The sequence below is a fragment of the Micromonospora sp. KC721 genome, from assembly GCF_004348355.1.
In the GTDB taxonomy this organism is placed as follows: domain Bacteria; phylum Actinomycetota; class Actinomycetes; order Mycobacteriales; family Micromonosporaceae; genus Micromonospora.
Genome location: NZ_SMJY01000004.1, coordinates 1 through 18,056 on the forward strand (window position 1 = coordinate 1; position 18,056 = coordinate 18,056).

Sequence of the window (18,056 nt, forward strand, 5' to 3'; positions counted from 1 at the left end):
GCCCCCACCTGCACCGCCTCGTAGCCCCTTTCCCGATCGAAGGGTCCCCCCACCAGTAAGAGCTATGTGGGGGGACGCTTCGATCACGCAGTTTCACCCCACAGCGGCACGGGCCAGGACCATTTGATAACCGTTGGGCATGAACGCGGGTCTTGGCCACCAGGCCGGTCCCACCGGCACGATGACCATATCGGTCACCGATCTGGAGGACTTCCTGTGTCAGAGCGCTCTGTTTCCCGCGCCCACCTGCTCCGAGCCGCCGGCCTCGGCGTCGCCGGCACCACCATCTCGGCGGCGGCCACCGGCAGCCCCGCGACCGCGGCGCCCGACCGCCATGAACATCCGAACGTCCGGCTCATCCGCGCGTACTACGAGGCGTATGGTGCCGGCGACCTCACCGCGCTGCGCCGCTTCCTTGCGCCGAATGTCCGGTGGACGATTCCCGGCCATCACCCACTGGCCGGCGTGAAGGTCGGCGTCGCGGAGGTCCTGGCATTCTTCGCTCAGCTCGCCCGCGCCGGCTTCCGCGCCGATCCCATCTTCCTCGCCGCCGACGGCGACTGGGTTGTCGATCTCCACCGCGGCTGGAGCACCCAGCCCGCGGGCCTGGACATCACCTGGGCACTCGCCTTCCGCATCGCCGCTGGCCGCATCGTCGAAGCGATCAACTATCCCGGCGATCAACACGCCGCCGATGCCTTCTTCTGGCGCGTCTATCCGCTCGCGCCGATTCCTGACCGCCTAATGGTCAAGTGAGACGCAGCATGGCGGTACGGACGTCGGCCTCCTGACGTCATGACCCCAGCTGTGATAGCCATGGGTCATGGACGCGCACCTGCGGGAGCTGCGCTACTTCGTGGCGGTCGCCGACGAACTGCACTTCACCCGGGCCGCCGAGCGGCTGTTCGTCTCCCAGCCAGCCCTGTCCAAGCAGATCCGGGCACTGGAGAGACGACTCGGGTTCAGCCTGTTCTCTCGCCAGACTCGCAGCGTACGACTGACACCCGCGGGCGAGGCGTTCCTGCCGGCCGCCCGCGAGGCGATCGCCGCGTTCGCCCGCGGGCTCGAAGCCGCCCGGGTCCTGGCGGACCAGCGCGTCTTCACGGTGGGCATGCAGACCGCAGTCGGACGCGACCTGCAACGGCCGGCTTTGCAGCGGTTCCGCGAGCTGACCGAGCACTGGACAGTCTCGATGCGGCTCATCGGCTGGCATGACCCAACCGCCGGGCTGGGCGACGGCACCAGCGACGTCGCCTTCGTGTGGCTGCCGGTGCCGGGCGACGGACTGCATACCCGGGTCCTGGCCCGCGAGCGGCGATGGGTGGTCCTGCCCTTCGGCCACCGGCTGGCCGGGCATACCGAGATCGCCTTCACCGACCTGCTCGTCGAGCCTTTCGTCGCCCTGCCCGACGCCGCCGGGCCGCTGCGCGATTTCTGGCTCGCCACGGACGCCCGAAACGGCCGCGATCCGCTGATCGGCAGCGAGGCCACCTCCCCGGACGAGGTGTTCGAAGCGGTCGCCTCCGGGCTGGGCGTCGCGCTGCTCGCCGAGGGCAACGTCGGCCTCTACCGGCGGCCCGGCGTCGCCTGCCGGCCCGTGACCGGGCTGGCACCTGCCCAGCTGGCCGTCGCCTGGCGGGCCAACGACCACCGGAAGGTCCTCACCACGTTCCTCCAGGGCCTGCTGGCCCAACCCGCCGATGCCCGAGCCCGGCCTTAGGTGAGCTCCCGTCGTATCAGGTGAACACGGCGTTGCGTGCCCGCACCGACTACGACAGGATCACCGCGTGACGATAGGAGATCACCTATGACAAGCTCTCCTCGACATCGACGGGTGCCCATCATCGCCGCCTCGACCGTTTCGGTGCTGGCCCTTACGCTCGGGCTGCTGGCCCCGTCCGCCGCGGCGGAGCCCACGCACGAAGCGAGGTCGGCGCCGGCGCCGGAAGCCGGGTTGAACGAACTGCGCATGGATGACCCGTCGATCGACTGGCGGGAGATCGTGGTCGACGGCGACGATGTCGAGCGTCGACCGGCCGGCGCGGCGTACAACGTCTTTGGTGGGTTCGGTTCGGTCTCGTGCAACAACACGTCGAACCTGCTGCTGGACTACAAGGAGGAGAACCCGCGCGCCTACTGGAAGATCATGCGGTTGCTCTTCGACCCGGTCGACGGCGCGGGGCTCACGCACATCAAGGTCGAGCTGGGCTCGGACAGCAACAGCTCGTCCGGAGCCGAGCCGGCGACGAAGCGCAGCGCCGACGAGCCCGCGAACGTGCTGCGCGGCGCCGGTTTCCACTTCATCGCTGACGCGCTGAGGATCAACCCCGACATCGAGGTCGAGGCGCTGCGCTGGGGCGAGCCCTCGTGGACCGGCAACGACTGGACCAAGCGGTACCAGTGGTACAAGGAGACCATCGACGCCGCCCACGACGTGTTCGGCGTCGAGTTCGACTGGATCAGCCCGGCGCAGAACGAGGTCCGGCAGGCCACCTACCAGGCGTCCGAACTCAACTGGACGGTTCAGTTCGCCAAGTGGCTCCAGCGTGACGCCGCCGCGCCGGACGCACGCTACGACTACTCGCGGATCAAAATCGTCGCGCTCGACTCCTACCGGGACGGCAACAACGTCGCCGGGCGAATCCTCGCCAACCCGGAAGCACTGGCGCACATCGACGCCCTCGGCTTCCACTACGACATCGTGGGTGGCCCGAATGTCACCCGGCTGAACAAGGAGTACGGACTGCCGATCCTGTACTCCGAGGGTGTCGCCCCGATGATCGACCCGCAGTACCGCCTCGCCGCCGATCCGGCCAGGGGTGGCGTCGGGGGCACCGTGTCCGCCGCCGACATCGCCGACCGCTTCATCAACGCCTATCGGTGGAGCGGGGCGGGAAACGACCCGGCGCACATGACGACGTTCCTCTTCCAGCCCGCCGTCAGCGCCATGTACGAAGGCACCCAGTACTCCCCCAAGCACCTCATCCGCGCGTCCGACCCGTGGTCCGGGTACTGGGAGGGCGACGTCGGACTCGTCACCGTGCGTCACTTCCACCAGTTCATCGGCCGTGGCTGGGAGTACATCGAAGGTGCCACCGGTGGCGACGGCACCAAGGGCGACGGCGGCACCAACGTCGACACCTCCACCCGTACCGTCCTGACGGCGCGTACGCCTGCCGGCCGCAAGGGCGCTGCGCAGTGGACTCAGGTGCACGCCAACAACACCCGGACCGACCGGTACTTCGAGGTCAAGGTGGCGGACCTCGGCAGGCGAGGCCGTCCGCTGCACGTCTGGCAGACGCGCGGCCCGGACGCCGGCGAGTCGTACGACGCCAACTACTTCCAGAACATCGGCTACCACGCGCCGGTGCGCACGGAGGTGATCGGCGGCGTCGAACACGACGTGTACCGCGTGCGGGTGCCGGCGTACTCCATCATCACCCTGTCGACGCTGCCGCGGGGCGTTCACGGCACCACGGCGGAATACCGGCCGGGCGACTTCGCACCGCGGGCGCGGGACGAGATCCTCACCTTGCCCTACCGCGACAACTTCGAGTACGACGACTACCCGACCACCGTGGTCGGCGGCCGTCGGATGAGCTACCTCGAGCGCCGCGCCGGCACCCCCCGCTACACGGCCGACCAGGACGGCGCGTTCGAGGTGGTCGCCTCCGGCGACCGCCGTCATCGCCACGTGTTGCAGCAGCAGAACCACGCCGACAACCGGGGCTATCTGTGGAACGTGTGGGGCGACGGCCGGCAGAACGTGCCGTCGACGGCCGCGCCGTCGACGGTGCTCGGCGACCACCGGTGGGCCGACTACACCGCGACGATCGACTTCCGGCTCGACCTCGTCGACCGGGACACGACGCTGGCGAACTTCGCCGGCCTCGGCGTGCGGCAGGTCTACGCCCGCGGCGGCGACCAGGCCACCTACGCCACCCGCGTCCATGAGGACGGCCGCTGGGAGTTGCGCAAACTCGACACCGTCGTCGCCTCGGGCACCGTGGCCACGTTCGACGCCCGAGCGTGGCACACGCTCTCCGTCGAGGCTCGCGGGAACGTCATCACCGCGACGCTCGACGGTGACCGGCTCACCTCGTACGTCGACACCTCGGTCAACCCGGTGCTGGCCGGGCGGGTGGCGCTGGTGAGCGGGTACTACAACACCCGGTACGACAACCTCGCGGTCACGCCGATCAAGGGCCACGCCTGGAAGTCGGAAAAGCTCGATGACGCCGACGCCCGCATCGCCTACCCTGACGGGTTCTCCTTCCACCAGGTCGGGTTCGCGCACTTCAACCGCACCCAGCATGTGCTGGCGACCGGTCAGTCGCTGGCGCTCGATTTCACCGGCACCGGGCTGAACCTGTTCGGGGCCACCGCCCCGGCCACCCTGGAGGTACGCATCGACAACCAGGCGCCCCGAACTGAGCAGGTCGGGAGCGTCGGCACGAGGCAGACCTCGTACTGGCTGCGCGGCCTGCCGCAACGCCACCACAGCATCACGGTACGCGTCCTCAGCGGGACCTTCACGCTTGACGGCATCGACGTCGTGGGTCGCGGAGCACGCGTGCGCTAGGTGTAATGCCCATGAGCGTTGTTGACGGCGTGGCGGCTTGAGACGCGGCGAGACCTCCGGCGAGGTGTGAGGTGCTGACGCCCACACCGAAACCGGAGGTCTCATGGCCCACCGTAATGCCCGGCTGACCACCCACGGCCGGCGGCTGCTCATCACGCGTGTCGTCGAGCAAGGCCGCCCGGTCGCCCACGTCGTCAAGGAACTGGGCTGTTCCCGGGCCACCGGCTACAAGTGGCTGCAACGGTGGCGGGCCGAGGGCGACGCCGGCCTGGCCGACCGGTCCAGCCGGGCTCACCGCCAGCCCCGCAAGACGTCCGCAGAGGTTGAGGTACGGGTCTGCCAGCTGCGCCAGGAACGCAAACTCGGTGCCCGCCGGCTCGCACCGCTGCTCGGGATGCCCGCCTCAACAGTGCACGCCGTCCTGACCCGGCACGGTCTGCACCGCCTGGCCTGGCTCGACGCCATGGCAGACCTCGATGCAAAACCCCGCCACTGCCCCGGCTGGCGGATGGTCGCTGCCCACACCTCTGGCCTTGCCGGGCACCCGGGGATCAGGTGTGTCACACAGTTTGGCCTGCATGCGTCACCCTGTCAATCGACGATCGTCAACCTATGTGCGCTCGCCCCTGCTTCTACCCACGACCAACGTCGCTGACCCGGACCGCCGCCCTGGGCGCGGCGGTCCGGCGTACCCCGGGCGGGTGTCCCGGCTCCTGTTTCCGCCTTCACGCCCATGGCGCCGGGCTAGCCTCTGGTCCAGGGGTGTCGGACGTGAACGGAAGGGCCGGCATGGAGGACTATCCGGCCATCGAGGACCACGGTCTCATCGGTGACCTGCAGACCGCGGCCCTGATCACCCGCAACGGCACCATCGACTGGTTCTGCGCTCCACGGTTCGACTCGCCGAGCATTTTCGGCGCCCTGTTGGACCGGACCCGCGGCGGTTACTTCTCCCTGGTGCCGGACGCCGTGCAGTACGTGAGCAAGCAGCTTTACCTGCCCGACACGCCGATTCTGATCACCCGCTTCATCAGCGCCGACGGAGTCGGTGAGATCGTCGACTTCATGCCGGTCACCGGCGAGCGGGCGACCGACCGGCACCGCCTGGTGCGAACCATCAACATGGTCCGGGGCGACATGCGCTTCCGCACCGCCTGCCGCCCCCGGTTCAACTACGGCCGCGAGCAGCACGAACTCCACATCCAGCCCGAGGGGGCCGTCTTCCGGGCGCCGTCGGCCACTCTCACCCTGCATCTGTCGCACCCCGACGGGCGGCTGATCCCGGTCGAGAACCTGGAGAACCGCAACGGGGACCTGGTCGCCTCGACCACCATGCACGAGGGCGACACCGGCGCGATCATCATGGAGACGGCCGCGCCGGACGGCCCGCGGGGCGTCCCGTACGCCGAGGTACAGGCGCTGTTCGAACAGACGCGGGACTACTGGCGCCAGTGGCTCGACCGCTCCCGGTACACGGGGCGGTGGCGGGAGATGGTCGAGCGGTCCGCGATGACGTTGAAGCTCATGACGTACGCGCCGACCGGCGCGATGATCGCCGCACCCACCGCCTCACTCCCCGAGGAGTTGGGTGGCACCCGCAACTGGGACTACCGCTACACCTGGATCCGTGACACGTCCTTCTCGGTGCGGGCCCTGCTCGGGCTGGGCTTCACCGAGGAGGCCGCCCGGTACACGAACTGGCTCGACGAGCGCATCCGGGAGGCCGGCAACAACGCCGTGCCCCTGAAGATCATGTATCGGGTGGACGGCTCGTCCGACCTGCACGAGGAGATCCTCCCGCACCTGGAGGGGTACCGCGGGTCGGGCCCGGTCCGGATCGGCAACGGCGCGGCCGACCAGCTCCAGCTCGACATCCACGGCGAGGCCCTGGACGCCATGCTCCTCGCCGACGAGCAGGGCATCCGCGCCTCCCACCAGGTGTGGCGGAGCACCGTCCGGTTGGTCGACTGGCTCTGCGACAACTGGGACCAGCCCGACGCGGGCATCTGGGAGAGCCGCAGCCACCCCCGCGACTACACCTTCGGGCGGCTCATGTCGTGGGTGGCGTTCGACCGGGCGATCCGTCTCGCCGACCGCCACGGCCGACCCGGCGACGTCAGCCGCTGGGTCCACCACCGCGACGCCACCTACAACCAAATCATGGCCAGGGGCTACGACTGGAACCGCCGATCCTTCGTTCAGGCATACGGCGAGAGCGTCCTCGACGCCTCGCTGCTCATCATGCCGTCGGTCGGGTTCGTCACGCCGAACGATCCGCTGTGGCAGTCGACCCTACGCGCCATCGACAAGGACCTCGTCTCCGACAGCCTGGTCCACCGGTACAAGCCATCGGAGGCCCCGGACGGACTGCCCGGCGACGAGGGCACGTTCAACATGTGCACCTTCTGGTACGTGGCCGCCCTCGCCTGTTCCGGGCGGCTGGAGGACGCCCGTCTCACCTTCGAGAAGATGTTCACGTTCAGCAATCACCTGCGCCTGTACGCCGAGGAAATCGCCCTCACCGGTCAGCAGATCGGCAACTTCCCGCAGGCGTTCAGCCACCTCTCCCTCATCACCACGGCCGTCACGCTCGACGAACTGCTCGACGCCGAGGGCCGGCGACGGTAGGCCGGGCTGCCGGGCCGGTCGGGGCGACGCCTCAGGTGACCACCGGCCCGCGGTGGACCCACCGGGCCAGGTCCGGTTCGAAGAGTTCGTGGACGCGCCTTTCGTAGCGCCGCAGGTCGTCGGAGTCGAGCAGATCACGCCACTGGCCGCTGGTGCCCCGATGGAAGAAGCGGTGCGGCTCCCGCCACAGCGTGATCTCCGGCGCCAGCTCGTCCGCGCGGGTGCGCATCGCGTCGAAGCTCGCGGCGTTCAGCAGTTCCGGCCACCGCTGCTCAGGAACCTCGATGCCAAGGCGGGCCGCGAGCCCACGCATCTGCCCTTGCAGATCGGCCTTCAGGTCGTCGTAGTGAAGCAACAGGACATTCGGCTCGTCCCTCGCCTGCCAGAACGTGGACAGGTGATGACACAGCGCCGGAAGGCCGATCAACGTGTCGTCGTTGTCGATCCACGCCCAGAACCGGTCACGCGCCGACGCCGACCGCTCCGGCACTCCGGTGGGCGCCGAGGGATCAAGATCATCGAGACCAACGGCGGCCGCACGCATCGCCATCGCCACATCGAGGTCGGCGTTCTCGCTGTGGTTGTCCCAGGAGATCGCGACATCTCGCGGGTCCCGGGCCACGCAGATGTAGGTCACCCGGTCGTCGAAGGGCAGGCCGTCGAGGGGCGTGTGGGTCTTCATGAAACGTCGGTGCGGCTGCGCTTCCAGATCGGCCAGCACGTCGTCGAGGCGGTGGGTCAGCGCATCGGGCCAGCGGGATATGGCATCCAGGGCACGAGGAAGTTCGGGTGTCTGGAAAATCAGCAGAGCGCAGATCATCTGCGTCCACGTCGTACCGCATTTCGGCGGTGAAGAGATCACGATGTCTCCGGCACGGAACGGAACATGGTCCCATCGCTCGGTATCCATCAATATAGTTCGATACCTCGTCACAGGTGACCGCACCGCGCACCTCGCCTCAGCGCCGTAATTAATCAACAGCCAGGAATGTACCGGGGTGCTGGCTGTCAGACAACGAGCCCTCCGAGCAATACTCGAACGACGAGGTGGCCAGGGGGGAGCCGTCGCCCACCCGGCAGATCGTCGGGTCGGCACCCTGCGGCTCGGACGGTCACAAAGGACCCAGCACTACGTCGGGGTCGGTGCCCAGTGCCAGTGTCTCCAGGACTGTCAGCAGCTGGCGTTCCTCGTACCTGAAGTGCGATTCCATGATTGCCGCCACGCCCTCCACGTGCTGGCGCAGTTCCGGCGGCGGGGCGGCCCGGGCTACCGCTTCCTGCAGTCCGAGCAACAGGTGAGCGATCATCGAGTGGTCCTGCCGTAGGTAGTACAGCGTGTCGCGCAGCCACGGGTACTGCTCGGCGATCGCCGGGAACAGGTGCCGGTCCTCGCCTTCGTGGTGGGCCGTGAGCGCGATGCAGAACCCGTGACAGAACAGCAGTAGATCCCTGGTCGCCGGCTCAACCGGCTCGCCGGCGTCGAGGGCCTGCCGGGTCACGGTCAGTGCTTCGCGCAGTCTGTCGTGGACGCCGCGCAGCTCTCGGCTCCAGGCAACCAGCCTGGTCTTCTCGCCCTCACCCACGGGTGAAGGGCGAGGGGACAACGATCATCATCGTCGTGCACCCTTCGGTCCGGCGCCTCCATGCCTGACACGGTCTGCCATCGGCACGCGACGCTGTGGCCCAGCCTAGCGCTGAGCCTCGGTCATCGGTAGCGAGAAGGCGACGGCGGCTCAGGTCGGCGGGCAGGGTTCCGGGCGCAGGGCCCGGTCGGGCTGGTCTTCGGCGCGCCAGGCCGGGTTGAGCGCCAGCGGAAGGGGCGGTGCCTGCCACGCCCCGGCGGCCCGTTCGAGGAGGGCGTAGTCCCAGCGGGTCTGCTCGGGGACCGGTTTGCCGGCGATGTGGTCGGCCACGATGGCCAGCACACGCCGCTGTCGGAGTAGCTGGCCGTGCAGGCCGGCGACCTCGACCACGGGGATCTCGGCGTTGAGTTCCGCCGGGACCGATATGGCGTCGTTCAACGGCAGGATCGCGATCAGCCGTACGCCTCGCACCGGGCAGAGCATCTCGTTGCGGTAGAACGGGGCCTCGTCTACCAGCGAGCGGATGAACGGCTCCTCGGGATCGTCGCGTAGGGGGGCCCCGGCGCCGATCACCGCGAACATGTTCCGCAACAGCCAACCCGTGGCGACACCCCAGCCGGTGTCGGCCTGCGGCGGCGGGTAGTAGATCCGGCCGGCGCGCAGAATGTGGCTGAGCATGACCGCCGAGTCGACCGCCGGGTGCCGCATGCGTTCCAGGTAGTAGCGGATGATCAGTGCTCCCTCGCTGTCCCCGACCAGGGCCACCGGCCGACCCGTACGGGTGTGCAGCCGCTCCACCTGCTGGGCGAGCAGTCGGGCGCTGGTGGGCACGGACTGGTGCGTGTCGGCCGGCGTGTAGGGCCGCGGGCGACCCCGCTCATCGGTGCCCTGGTACGAGAAGCGCACCACGGGCGGCTCGGCCCATCCCGGCTCGCCACCCCGGTATTCGGAGTCGTATCCACCGAGGAACACCACCGTGTGTCGGAGGTCGCCGAACTCCGGTAGGCGCTCGATCGGCGCGGTCGCCAACGTCGCACCGCGCGCGCCGCCGGCCTCGATCTCGTCGATGAAGAACAGCGAGGCCAGGGTCAGGGCGAAGACCACCGGGATCACCGGCACCCGGCTCCATCGCACCCGCTCGGGCAGCACCACCGCGCGCACCTTGCGCTGCCACAGCAGACCGTTGACCACGCCGGTGGCGGCGGCGGCCGCCACCGTCCACCCGTGCGGAACGGACCAGACGAGCACGGCGCCCAGCGCGAGGGTCGCGAAGTTGAGCAGTGACCAGCCAACCAGGCCGGCCGACGGCAGGCCGTACCACCAGCGCGGCACGATACCGCCGCGTTGCAGCCAGGGCGTCAGGATCAACAGCGGCACCAGCTCCATGAGCTGGTACCAGGCCAGCGACACGTCCGCCGCCACGACGGCCATCGCCGCCCACGGCAGGAGAACCAGGTGGGCCACTGCCGAGTAGACCAGGTTACGGCCGGCCAGCCGGCGGTACGACGGTCTCGGCCGCTGCGCCGGCCAGGCGAGAGCGACCAGCACGGCCGCGTACAGTCCGCGCAGCACGATGACACCCGGCAACAGGACGGCGAACATCGCCCAGGAGTCGTGATACACCAGCACCCAGCGCAGATCGAAGAACGTGGCGTACGGCGAGATCGCGCTGACCTGGGGTGCCAGACCGAGCGCGGAGGTGAAGTCGAACGCCACGAGCACACCCGCCACAGCCGCTGGCGGTATCGCCGTCAGCACCAGCAGCCACAGCAGACGTACCCGCGCGGGACGCACCTTGCCCCCTCTCCGCTGCCCGGGCGGACGCGGCGAGCACTCCCCCGGTGACCTGGTCCGCCACCTGACGGGCGGCGTCCTTCACCTGACGGGCGGCGCGGACCGGCACCGGGAAGCGGCCCGACAGCTCAACCCACTCCGGCATGGCCCGGATGCACCCGCGCGGGTGCGCTCACGCTGCTGCCGTCCGGGCAGCCGTCAGGTAGCGCTGCATGCTGCTCGTTGGTCATCCTCGGCGGCGATTGGCGACTCGTGTCCGCCTCCTCGCCCCCACCATAGGCGACCTGAGGTCGGGTAGTCCTGGAAACCGCTGTGGCTGCGGGGTGACGGAGATTCCGACCGGGGCGGTCGGAGCCCGTGCTTCGGGACGACTCACCTCCAGCCGAGACAGACCCTTTTCGATACCTTTCGATGATGCTCGATTGTGGGTAGGTTCAGGCTGCCTCAGTGCGCGGCCACGGGGAGCCTCGTCAGATGGCCGGTCTTGGGTGGCGCTGAGCGGACAGGGGAGGCCCTTCGGATGAAGATCGTTGCGTTGTCCTGTACGCAGAAGCGTCTCCCGTCGCTGACCGACGCGCTGCTCGAGGCGGCGATCACCGGCGTCGTCCGGGAGGTCAGTGACGCGGAGATCCAGCGGATTCGGTTGATCGACCATCGCATCGCGATGTGTGAGGGCGAGGACACCTGCCTTGATCCCGAGGTGGGCCGGTGCACGCTCGACGACGACTTCGAGCATGTCGTCGATCTGGCCGAGGGTGCGCAGGCGATGCTGCTCGCCATGCCGGTGTACGCGGGGAACGTACCCGCGGTGCTGAAGATCTTCCAGGAACGCTTGAAGAGCTTCATGAACGCCAGCCAACGCCCGTTCGGCAACCTCCTGGTGGGGACGATCGTGCATTCGCGCACGATGCTGACCGAGCCTGCACTGGGATCGTTGTTCCCGTGGTACCTGCGCCTACGGAACAAGAACGTGGCGTCGGCGTGCCTCACCCAGAACGATCACCAGGACCTGACCCGCACCGCGGCGCTCGACCTGTGTGTGGCCGTGGGCCGGCAACTCGGCATGACGCTCGACGGCAACCGGTCGCCGGCCAACGACCGCACGGCACTGCCGTTGGTTCAATCACCGGCTCGTCCGCGCTGCGGTGACCCGGCCGCGTCCTCTCCTGGAGCGTGAGAAGACTCCGCGCGCCAGGTGCACCCGTCGCCCGCCTGTTCGCACGACACCGTGACGTCCGGTTCCACGTAGCGGGCGGCGATGGCGGTGTTGAGTTCCTGGCAGTACGGGCACGGTGACGAGAACGTCAGGACGACGCCGGCGCGGGCGGCCCGTTTGCGGTACCGGAGGATCCCACAGTCGGCGTTGCGCAGGACGGTGCCCGAGGGCTGGGGCTCACTGGTCACTGCCGAGTCGTACAGCAACAGCTGACGCTGCAGCCGCGTCATGAAGTGATCGGTGGCGGATATCCCGGCGGGCCGTTGCGCCCGCAGTAGTTCCGCGGTGATGCGGGAGTTTGCCTGGATCCACGCAGTGAGGCCTTCCTCGCCGTGCTCTCCCAGGATGAACTCCTCTGCGGCCGCCTGGGCCTCGAAGAACCGCTGGCGCCACAGGTCGACCTTCTCGTCCGGGTCGAGGGGAGACGGTTCACTGGTCATGGTCCGCGTCCCTCGCGGTGGCGCCGTCCAGCTCGGCGAAGACCTCCTGGGCGACGCGCAGCCCGTTGTTGGCGACCGGCCAGCCACCGTAGTAGGCAAGCTGAATGATGACTTCGACGATCTTCTCTCGCGACATCCCGAGGTGCAGGGCGGCACCGATGTGGCCGCGCAACTCCCAATCGGTCCGCGCCAGGGTGACCGCGGTCAGCGCGACCAGTTCGCGCTCCTCGACGCTCAGGTGCGGGCGGGTCCAGATCTCACCGAACAAGTGGTCGACGGTGATCTGCAGGAACTCCGGGTAGGAACCCGGGCGCGGTTCGCGGCCGAAGACCTGCTGGAACATGGCCTCACCCCGCTCATGACGGGCAGACGGCTGATTCATCGATCAACTCCTTCGTGTTGGCCGAACAGTTGTCAACGTCCCCGACGCCACGAAGGCGACGACCAGCAGCGCGGCGCCGCTGCCGAAGGCGGCCGGAACACTCACCCGCTCGGCGATGAGCCCAACGACGACCGGTCCGACGACAGCGCCGACATCGGTGCACATCGAGAAGACGGCGACGCCACTGCCAGCCCGGCCGGCGACGACGTCACCGATCAGCGCGGCCGGTGCGGCGTTGAGCAGCGCCGATCCCGCCGCGTACACACTGAGCAGGACGACGAGCCAGGCGTACCTGTCCACGAACACCAATGCTGTGATCGCCACCGCGGCCACACCGGTGCCGGCGATCATGGCGGACCGGCGGCCGGCCCGATCGACAACCCGGCCGGCCGGCATGATCAGCAGCGCCTGAACGACGGCGGATATCGTGAACGCCCACCCGACCCACGTCACGTCATGTCGCCACGCCACAACCACCGTGGGGACCAGCGCGCTGCGCAGCCCGAACAAGACCCATCCCTGCGCCAACGCTGCGAGGCAAGCCACCACGTAGCGTCGGTCCCGCAGCAGGACCGGTAGCCGGACCACGTCGCGGCCAGGCCCCGCGCCGGCAGTTCGGCCGGTGCGCAGCACCGCCAGTGTCAGCGCCGCGGCGGCTAGCAACAGCACGGCGTAGGCCACGAACGGCGCGGACAGGGCGATCAGAGCGAGGAGCCCGCCCAGTGCTGGTCCGCAGATCCCGCCGAGCAGGAAGCCCGCTTCGAACACGGCGCTGGCCCGGCCCCGCTGGTCGGCCGGCGCGATCGCCAGGAGTGTCGCCAGTGCGGACACCGAGAACAGCACTGAGCCGACGCCGCCGAGGCTGCGGAACACGAGCAGCTGCCCGTAGGACCCGGCGAACGCCGTCAGGACCGAGGAGACCGCACACAGCAGCAGGCCGGCGACCAGGACTCGCCGCTCCCCGAAGCGAACTCCGAGCCGGCCGCAGAACGGACTGGTGGCCAGTCGCATCAACGCGAACAGGGCGACGAGCGCTCCGATCTGGGTGGGCCCGGCCCCGAACGTCGCCGCGTACACCGGGAGCACCGGGAGCACCAGTCCCAGGCCCAGCATGACGCAGCCACCAACGACACTGAGGACGTAGACCTCGCGAGGGAGACTCTGCTGGGCGACGGCAACGGGTGGGACGCTGCCAGGGCCGGCCGCCGTCATGTCCGATCACAGGTACCTGCGGAGGATGCCTTTCGGCCAAGAACATGATCCGTAACCGGCGGCTGGCCCGGGTCATCTCCGACTGCGGTTGGGGCGGGTTCCGTACCCAGCTCGAATACAAGGCCGCGCGTGCCGGCCGGGTCCTGGTCGTGCTCGACCGCTGGTACTCGTCGTCCAAGATTTGCTCGGCGCGGGGGCGTCTGCTCGCCGCAATCTCCTTCGGCACACGCCACTGGACGTGCCCGGTCTGCCGCACCCGACACGATCGGGACGTCAGCGCGGCGAAGAACATCGTTGTGGCTGGTCGAGCCGGAGCCAGGGAGAACCCTGGCGATGCCTGCGGAGCTGATGGGAGACAGCAAGGGTCCTCCCTTCTGCGGTCGGCTGGGAAACAGGACCCCCGGGGTGACCCAGGCAATCCCGCCCTTGAGGGCGGGGAGGAAGTCAAAGGATGATGCTGAGCTTTGCGTGCTCGTACAACGTCTCGTGGTCGAGCACCACGACCCGTCTGCGGACCCGGAACGACTCGCCCTCGATGACGAGTTCGAACCGGCACTTGCCGACGTAAGCGTCAGAGCGCCCGTGCCCGAACCGGTACACGATGACATTCGCCGCCACGTCGAGGTGCGTGCCCCGGTCGGTCAGGATCTCCACGTTGCTGATCATCCGATTCGTCCGCGACCGAGGGTTCTCACACCACACCTCACCGTTGAGGAGTTGTTCGATCCGCTGGCGTAGCCGGGCAGCATCGTCGTCGATGAGCCCGAGCGCATCGGCCGTCTCGCCGCGGACGTCGGTGGCCGGCACCGAGTAGCGGATGTCGTCGGTCAGCATCTCGTCGTACCACTCGCGCAGGCGCCACTCGTCGAGCAGCCGCGCCTCACGGAAAAGGAACTGGCTCACCCGGTGCCACAACCGCACCTGGGCCGCTTCGTCGACCGTCAGCTCGGTGGTCATCGTGCTTCGGCCCCTTGCATCTCGCCCCGGTGAGCGACCTCGAGGTGACCGTCGTCGCCGTGCATCAGCCGGTCCCACTGCCGCCAGAACTCGCGGGCGGGAAGCTCGTCGGTCGTCTCCGGGACCTCCTTGTTCATACCCCGTGACAGATCCGAGTAGCGGACCGTGCGGTTGAGATAACCCCGCTGGCACGACTCGACGATCTCGATGTCGTCGGGAGTGGCGAAGCCGGCGGGGCCGAGGAACGTCAGGTAGTGACTCTTGCGCAGTTCCCGAATGTCCGGATCCTCGTCCTTGGGGGCCAGGGCGACCGAGGTGATGGCCATCTGGCCGGCGCCGACCGGGTCGATCTTGCGGATCGTGATCGCGATCGCGTCGATGATCATCAAGTTGGGGAAGATCAGCACCGCACGATTGGTGCCGGTGATCCGTTCGGCGCGTTCGGCGCCGAACCGGTCGACGAACCGTGCGGCCGTCGCCTCGATCCGCGGCCGGACCTCGGCGCCGAACATCGGCGTCCAGTAGGCCAGCGGGCGGGCCGCCGCCGGTGGCAGCTCGTTGGCCCCGTGCCCCAGTCCGAGGGCGCGGCCGAAGCCGCCTCGTCGTCGTGGTGGCACCGACCCCAGCGACTCCATGTAGCCGACGTAACGCTTGTGCAGGGCCCGGAAGTGGTAGATGTCGACGCTGTTCTCCATCATGAGCTTCCAGTTGGCCCGAGCCCCGTGCAGTTGCGCACCCTGGATCACCTCCATCCCGACCTCGGACTGGTCGTCGATCAGATCGAGGTACTCCGTCGCACCCGCCAGGTACTCGGTCAGGGTGCGCGGCTGCTCCGGATCGAAGGTGACGAACACGAAGCCGCGGTAACTGTCACTGCGGTGCCGCGCCAGGGCGAAGTCCGCCTTCCGGAAGCCTGGCCCGTAGCCGTCCGGGATCGGGACCCCGACCAGGTCGCCCTGGTTGGAGAACGTCCAGTCGTGATACGGGCACCGGAACGACCTGGCCCGCCCGGCCGGCTGCGAGCAGATGAGAGCCCCACGGTGGGTACAGCTGTTCGCGAACACCCGGATAACCCCGTCGGACCCGCGCGCCATGACCACCGGGCGCCCGCCGACGTCGCGTGCCACGTAGGAGCCCGGCCCGGGCACCTCCGACTCGTGCCCGACGTACAACCAGCAGCGATCGAAGATCCTGGTCATCTCCCGTGCGGCCAGGTCGTCGTCGGTGTAGGCGCGGCGGTCCACCCGGAACGAGAGGCGCTCAAGATCCTCGATCACGATCGGGTCGCCGACCGGCCGCTGCAGTTCGATCGTCACTGCTCCCCCTTGCGCTGTAGCGTCTCGACCGTGCTGATGACCAGCTCGGCCGTGCGCACGGCAGAATCGCCGCACTCCGGCTGCGCAGCGCGCAGCCGGGCCCGGTATTCCCGGGCGGGATCGAGCAGATCGGTGACAGCGTCGGCGACCGCCTGCTCGGTGACGCCGGCCGGCTCCAACGCCGTCCCGAAGCCCGCGCTACCCACGAAGTACGCCTGCACAGGCTGATCCACCGCCAGCGGGATCACCAGCATCGGGGTCGCCGCCCGGATCGACTCCGCCACGGAGTTGTATCCGCCATGGGTGATGAACACGTCGGCGCGCTCGAGCACCTCACGTTGCGGCAGATACGGGGCGCTGAGCACGTCGTCGGGGAGCGCGAGCTCCTCGGCGAGATCTCCTACCGCAGCGATCACCTGCGCACCGGTCGCCGCCGCCCCGGTGATCACCGTGCGCAGCAGGTCCGGCCGCCGGTAGAAGATCGTGCCGAAGGAGACGTACACCACCGGGCGGTCGGGGTCGATCCGATCCAGGCCCGAGAAGGCGACCTCGTCGCCGCGGGCGCCCGCCGCACCCGGCAACCCGACCAGTTGCACACCGTCGTCGGTGACCGCGTCGTCCCCGACGAGAGCAGGAATCGTCGGCATCAGATTGAGAATCGGCGAACGCGCCGAATGAGTCCGGGTCGACCACAACACCCCGTGCCTGGTCAGATAGTCGCCGACCTGTTCGTCGTACGGCCAGCGACCTCGTCGATGCTCGCTCGGGCATACTCCGCCCAGGTTGGCCCAGATCATCCCGTACGGCACGCCGGACGCCTGTGCGCCGACCATGGCCGACGCCGTGACCGGCAGCGAATCGACGAGCACGAAGTCCGGCGCCGTCGCACGGAGCGCGTCAGCTGTCTGGTCTGCCACCGGCGACGACTGGAGCATCGGGCCGATCTTCGCCGGATCGCCGCTCCACGGCGCCATCTCGACCTGCCCGATCTCGTGGACCTGCGCCTTGCCCAAGGCCTGGCGACGCTGCTCGTCGAGCGCGCCACCGTCGGCAGACAACAACAGCAGCGCGACCTCACTGCCGGCATTCTGGAGCGCATTGACCACCGGAACATACGGGTTCAGGTGACCATGCTGAGTCGTGGTGAGGAGGGCGACGCGCATCAGATCTCCGATCCATCGGAAGAAGACGACCAGGCCGACTCAAGATCTGGCCCTGGATGCACCACAGCAGCCACGACCGCGACATCCCCTGGCTTCAGAAACGAGTCGAGACGGCGACGCACGATCGGCAGAACTCCGCCCCCGGACAGGCGAGAACGCCCGGCAGGCGAAAGGGACCGTCGACGTCCAGGTGTGCTACGAGGCTCTACGCATTCGCCACCATCGGGGAGGGGGACACATCGATCGACGTTACTCGGAACACAAAGCCTGCCGGGATGTGCAATCGATGTCAACGCCTTGCGGCTGTCAGCTACCACCACTCCGCTGGACACAACTCCGACCGGGGCTCAGCGTGACCTACAGCAACTGCAGATCCCTCCGGCAACCCGCAACGGGATACACGAAACATTGACCTCGCCGAGTTTTCGTCGGGAGTGTGTCGATTTCCGTGATTGGGCGGGTGTGATCAAGATTGTTGGATGGTGATCCGGTCGACGTAGGCGAGGATCAGGGTGTTGAGGGCCTTGGCCAACCGTAGACCCGGCCGGTGATGTTCCCACCGCCCTTGCGGGCAAGGGCCATGACCGTCACCATCCCCGCGGGCGTGCCAGGAGCCCTCCCAGCACTGGCGCTGGCCCCGGCGGCGGCGTGGTACCGGGCGTACTCGTCACACCCCTTCGTCGGATGAGGTGCGCCGAACGGTTCACGCTGGCGATCAAGGTGTTGTCCAGGTCCGCGGTCTACGGCGGTCACTGTCACGGTGCGTGGTCCGAAGTCTGTCTT

At 68.6% G+C, this 18,056-nt stretch carries 15 protein-coding genes and 1 pseudogene; 7 read left to right on the plus strand and 9 right to left on the minus strand.

From position 1 onward, the window contains the following. Positions 1-216: 216 nt before the first annotated feature. The 5 genes and pseudogenes from E1182_RS01225 to E1182_RS01245 all read left to right on the plus strand — a co-directional run bounded on the left by E1182_RS01225 (position 217) and on the right by E1182_RS01245 (position 7,210). Positions 217-756 carry a nuclear transport factor 2 family protein gene (locus tag E1182_RS01225; protein WP_207921209.1) on the plus strand — a complete coding sequence of 180 codons (540 nt, stop codon included), beginning with the start codon at positions 217-219 and terminating at the stop codon, positions 754-756. A 67-nt stretch (positions 757-823) separates the two neighbouring features. After that, positions 824-1,720: a LysR family transcriptional regulator gene (locus E1182_RS01230; RefSeq protein WP_132260742.1), complete on the plus strand. Its 897-nt coding sequence runs from the start codon at positions 824-826 to the stop codon at positions 1,718-1,720. Between the two features lie 114 nt (positions 1,721-1,834). Continuing rightward, positions 1,835-4,582 (plus strand): hypothetical protein, encoded by a 2,748-nt coding sequence (locus tag E1182_RS01235; protein ID WP_207921210.1) that lies wholly within the window; start codon positions 1,835-1,837, stop codon positions 4,580-4,582. Between the two features lie 103 nt (positions 4,583-4,685). Further along, positions 4,686-5,042: pseudogene (locus E1182_RS01240) on the plus strand (leucine zipper domain-containing protein); the annotation flags it as partial. Between the two features lie 329 nt (positions 5,043-5,371). Continuing rightward, the gene (locus E1182_RS01245) at positions 5,372-7,210 is read left to right on the plus strand and encodes a glycoside hydrolase family 15 protein (RefSeq protein ID WP_132260802.1); all 1,839 of its coding nucleotides are present in this window, start codon (positions 5,372-5,374) and stop codon (positions 7,208-7,210) included. A gap of 31 nt (positions 7,211-7,241) precedes the next feature. Here the strand turns inward: E1182_RS01245 and E1182_RS01250 are convergent, their stop codons facing one another. The 3 genes from E1182_RS01250 to E1182_RS01260 all read right to left on the minus strand — a co-directional run bounded on the left by E1182_RS01250 (position 7,242) and on the right by E1182_RS01260 (position 10,587). After that, complete coding sequence (locus E1182_RS01250) at positions 7,242-8,120, minus strand: sulfotransferase domain-containing protein (RefSeq protein ID WP_132260803.1); 879 nt, start codon at positions 8,118-8,120, stop codon at positions 7,242-7,244. A gap of 202 nt (positions 8,121-8,322) precedes the next feature. After that, on the minus strand, positions 8,323-8,793 hold the full coding sequence (locus E1182_RS01255) for a hemerythrin domain-containing protein (protein ID WP_132260744.1): 471 nt from the start codon (positions 8,791-8,793) through the stop codon (positions 8,323-8,325). 150 nt (positions 8,794-8,943) lie between these two features. Continuing rightward, positions 8,944-10,587 carry a hypothetical protein gene (locus E1182_RS01260; protein WP_132260745.1) on the minus strand — a complete coding sequence of 548 codons (1,644 nt, stop codon included), beginning with the start codon at positions 10,585-10,587 and terminating at the stop codon, positions 8,944-8,946. Between the two features lie 520 nt (positions 10,588-11,107). Here E1182_RS01260 and E1182_RS01265 point away from each other — a divergent pair. Further along, positions 11,108-11,764 carry a flavodoxin family protein gene (locus E1182_RS01265; RefSeq protein WP_132260746.1) on the plus strand — a complete coding sequence of 219 codons (657 nt, stop codon included), beginning with the start codon at positions 11,108-11,110 and terminating at the stop codon, positions 11,762-11,764. Here E1182_RS01265 and E1182_RS01270 read toward each other — a convergent pair. Genes E1182_RS01270 through E1182_RS01280 form a run of 3 tightly spaced genes read right to left on the minus strand, consistent with a single transcriptional unit; the run spans position 11,707 to position 13,837 of the window. Further along, positions 11,707-12,243 carry a hypothetical protein gene (locus E1182_RS01270; RefSeq protein ID WP_132260747.1) on the minus strand — a complete coding sequence of 179 codons (537 nt, stop codon included), beginning with the start codon at positions 12,241-12,243 and terminating at the stop codon, positions 11,707-11,709. The genes E1182_RS01265 and E1182_RS01270 overlap by 58 nt on opposite strands. After that, positions 12,233-12,625 carry a carboxymuconolactone decarboxylase family protein gene (locus E1182_RS01275; RefSeq protein WP_132260748.1) on the minus strand — a complete coding sequence of 131 codons (393 nt, stop codon included), beginning with the start codon at positions 12,623-12,625 and terminating at the stop codon, positions 12,233-12,235. Before E1182_RS01275 ends, E1182_RS01270 begins: the two co-directional genes overlap by 11 nt. Positions 12,626-12,628: 3 nt before the next feature. Beyond that, positions 12,629-13,837 carry an MFS transporter gene (locus tag E1182_RS01280; RefSeq protein WP_132260749.1) on the minus strand — a complete coding sequence of 403 codons (1,209 nt, stop codon included), beginning with the start codon at positions 13,835-13,837 and terminating at the stop codon, positions 12,629-12,631. Between the two features lie 44 nt (positions 13,838-13,881). Here E1182_RS01280 and E1182_RS32865 point away from each other — a divergent pair, with 44 nt between their 5' ends. Continuing rightward, a complete protein-coding gene (locus E1182_RS32865; RefSeq protein ID WP_132260750.1) occupies positions 13,882-14,292 on the plus strand; it encodes a zinc ribbon domain-containing protein in 411 nt (136 codons plus the stop codon). On the opposite strand, the gene E1182_RS01290 is transcribed toward E1182_RS32865, so the two are convergent. The 3 genes from E1182_RS01290 to E1182_RS01300 are packed head-to-tail and all read right to left on the minus strand — an operon-like array spanning position 14,282 to position 17,273. After that, positions 14,282-14,794, minus strand: a complete 513-nt coding sequence (locus E1182_RS01290; protein WP_132260751.1) for an aromatic-ring-hydroxylating dioxygenase subunit beta — start codon at positions 14,792-14,794, stop codon at positions 14,282-14,284. The genes E1182_RS32865 and E1182_RS01290 overlap by 11 nt on opposite strands. Then, positions 14,791-16,110, minus strand: a complete 1,320-nt coding sequence (locus E1182_RS01295; protein ID WP_243705964.1) for an aromatic ring-hydroxylating dioxygenase subunit alpha — start codon at positions 16,108-16,110, stop codon at positions 14,791-14,793. The genes E1182_RS01290 and E1182_RS01295 overlap by 4 nt, the downstream gene beginning before the upstream one ends. Beyond that, complete coding sequence (locus E1182_RS01300) at positions 16,107-17,273, minus strand: glycosyltransferase (protein WP_132260753.1); 1,167 nt, start codon at positions 17,271-17,273, stop codon at positions 16,107-16,109. Before E1182_RS01300 ends, E1182_RS01295 begins: the two co-directional genes overlap by 4 nt. Positions 17,274-18,056 lie beyond the last annotated feature (783 nt).

What these genes read in the sequence shown, in the direction of transcription:
- E1182_RS01230 (WP_132260742.1), top strand. Translation starts at nt 824, where the DNA reads ATGGACGCGCACCTGCGGGAGCTGCGCTACTTCGTGGCGGTCGCCGAC.
- E1182_RS01245 (WP_132260802.1), top strand. Translation starts at nt 5,372, where the DNA reads ATGGAGGACTATCCGGCCATCGAGGACCACGGTCTCATCGGTGACCTG.
- E1182_RS01250 (WP_132260803.1), bottom strand. Translation starts at nt 8,120, where the DNA reads ATGGATACCGAGCGATGGGACCATGTTCCGTTCCGTGCCGGAGACATC.
- E1182_RS01265 (WP_132260746.1), top strand. Translation starts at nt 11,108, where the DNA reads ATGAAGATCGTTGCGTTGTCCTGTACGCAGAAGCGTCTCCCGTCGCTG.
- E1182_RS01270 (WP_132260747.1), bottom strand. Translation starts at nt 12,243, where the DNA reads ATGACCAGTGAACCGTCTCCCCTCGACCCGGACGAGAAGGTCGACCTG.
- E1182_RS01275 (WP_132260748.1), bottom strand. Translation starts at nt 12,625, where the DNA reads ATGAATCAGCCGTCTGCCCGTCATGAGCGGGGTGAGGCCATGTTCCAG.
- E1182_RS01280 (WP_132260749.1), bottom strand. Translation starts at nt 13,837, where the DNA reads ATGACGGCGGCCGGCCCTGGCAGCGTCCCACCCGTTGCCGTCGCCCAG.
- E1182_RS32865 (WP_132260750.1), top strand. Translation starts at nt 13,882, where the DNA reads ATGATCCGTAACCGGCGGCTGGCCCGGGTCATCTCCGACTGCGGTTGG.
- E1182_RS01290 (WP_132260751.1), bottom strand. Translation starts at nt 14,794, where the DNA reads ATGACCACCGAGCTGACGGTCGACGAAGCGGCCCAGGTGCGGTTGTGG.
- E1182_RS01300 (WP_132260753.1), bottom strand. Translation starts at nt 17,273, where the DNA reads ATGCGCGTCGCCCTCCTCACCACGACTCAGCATGGTCACCTGAACCCG.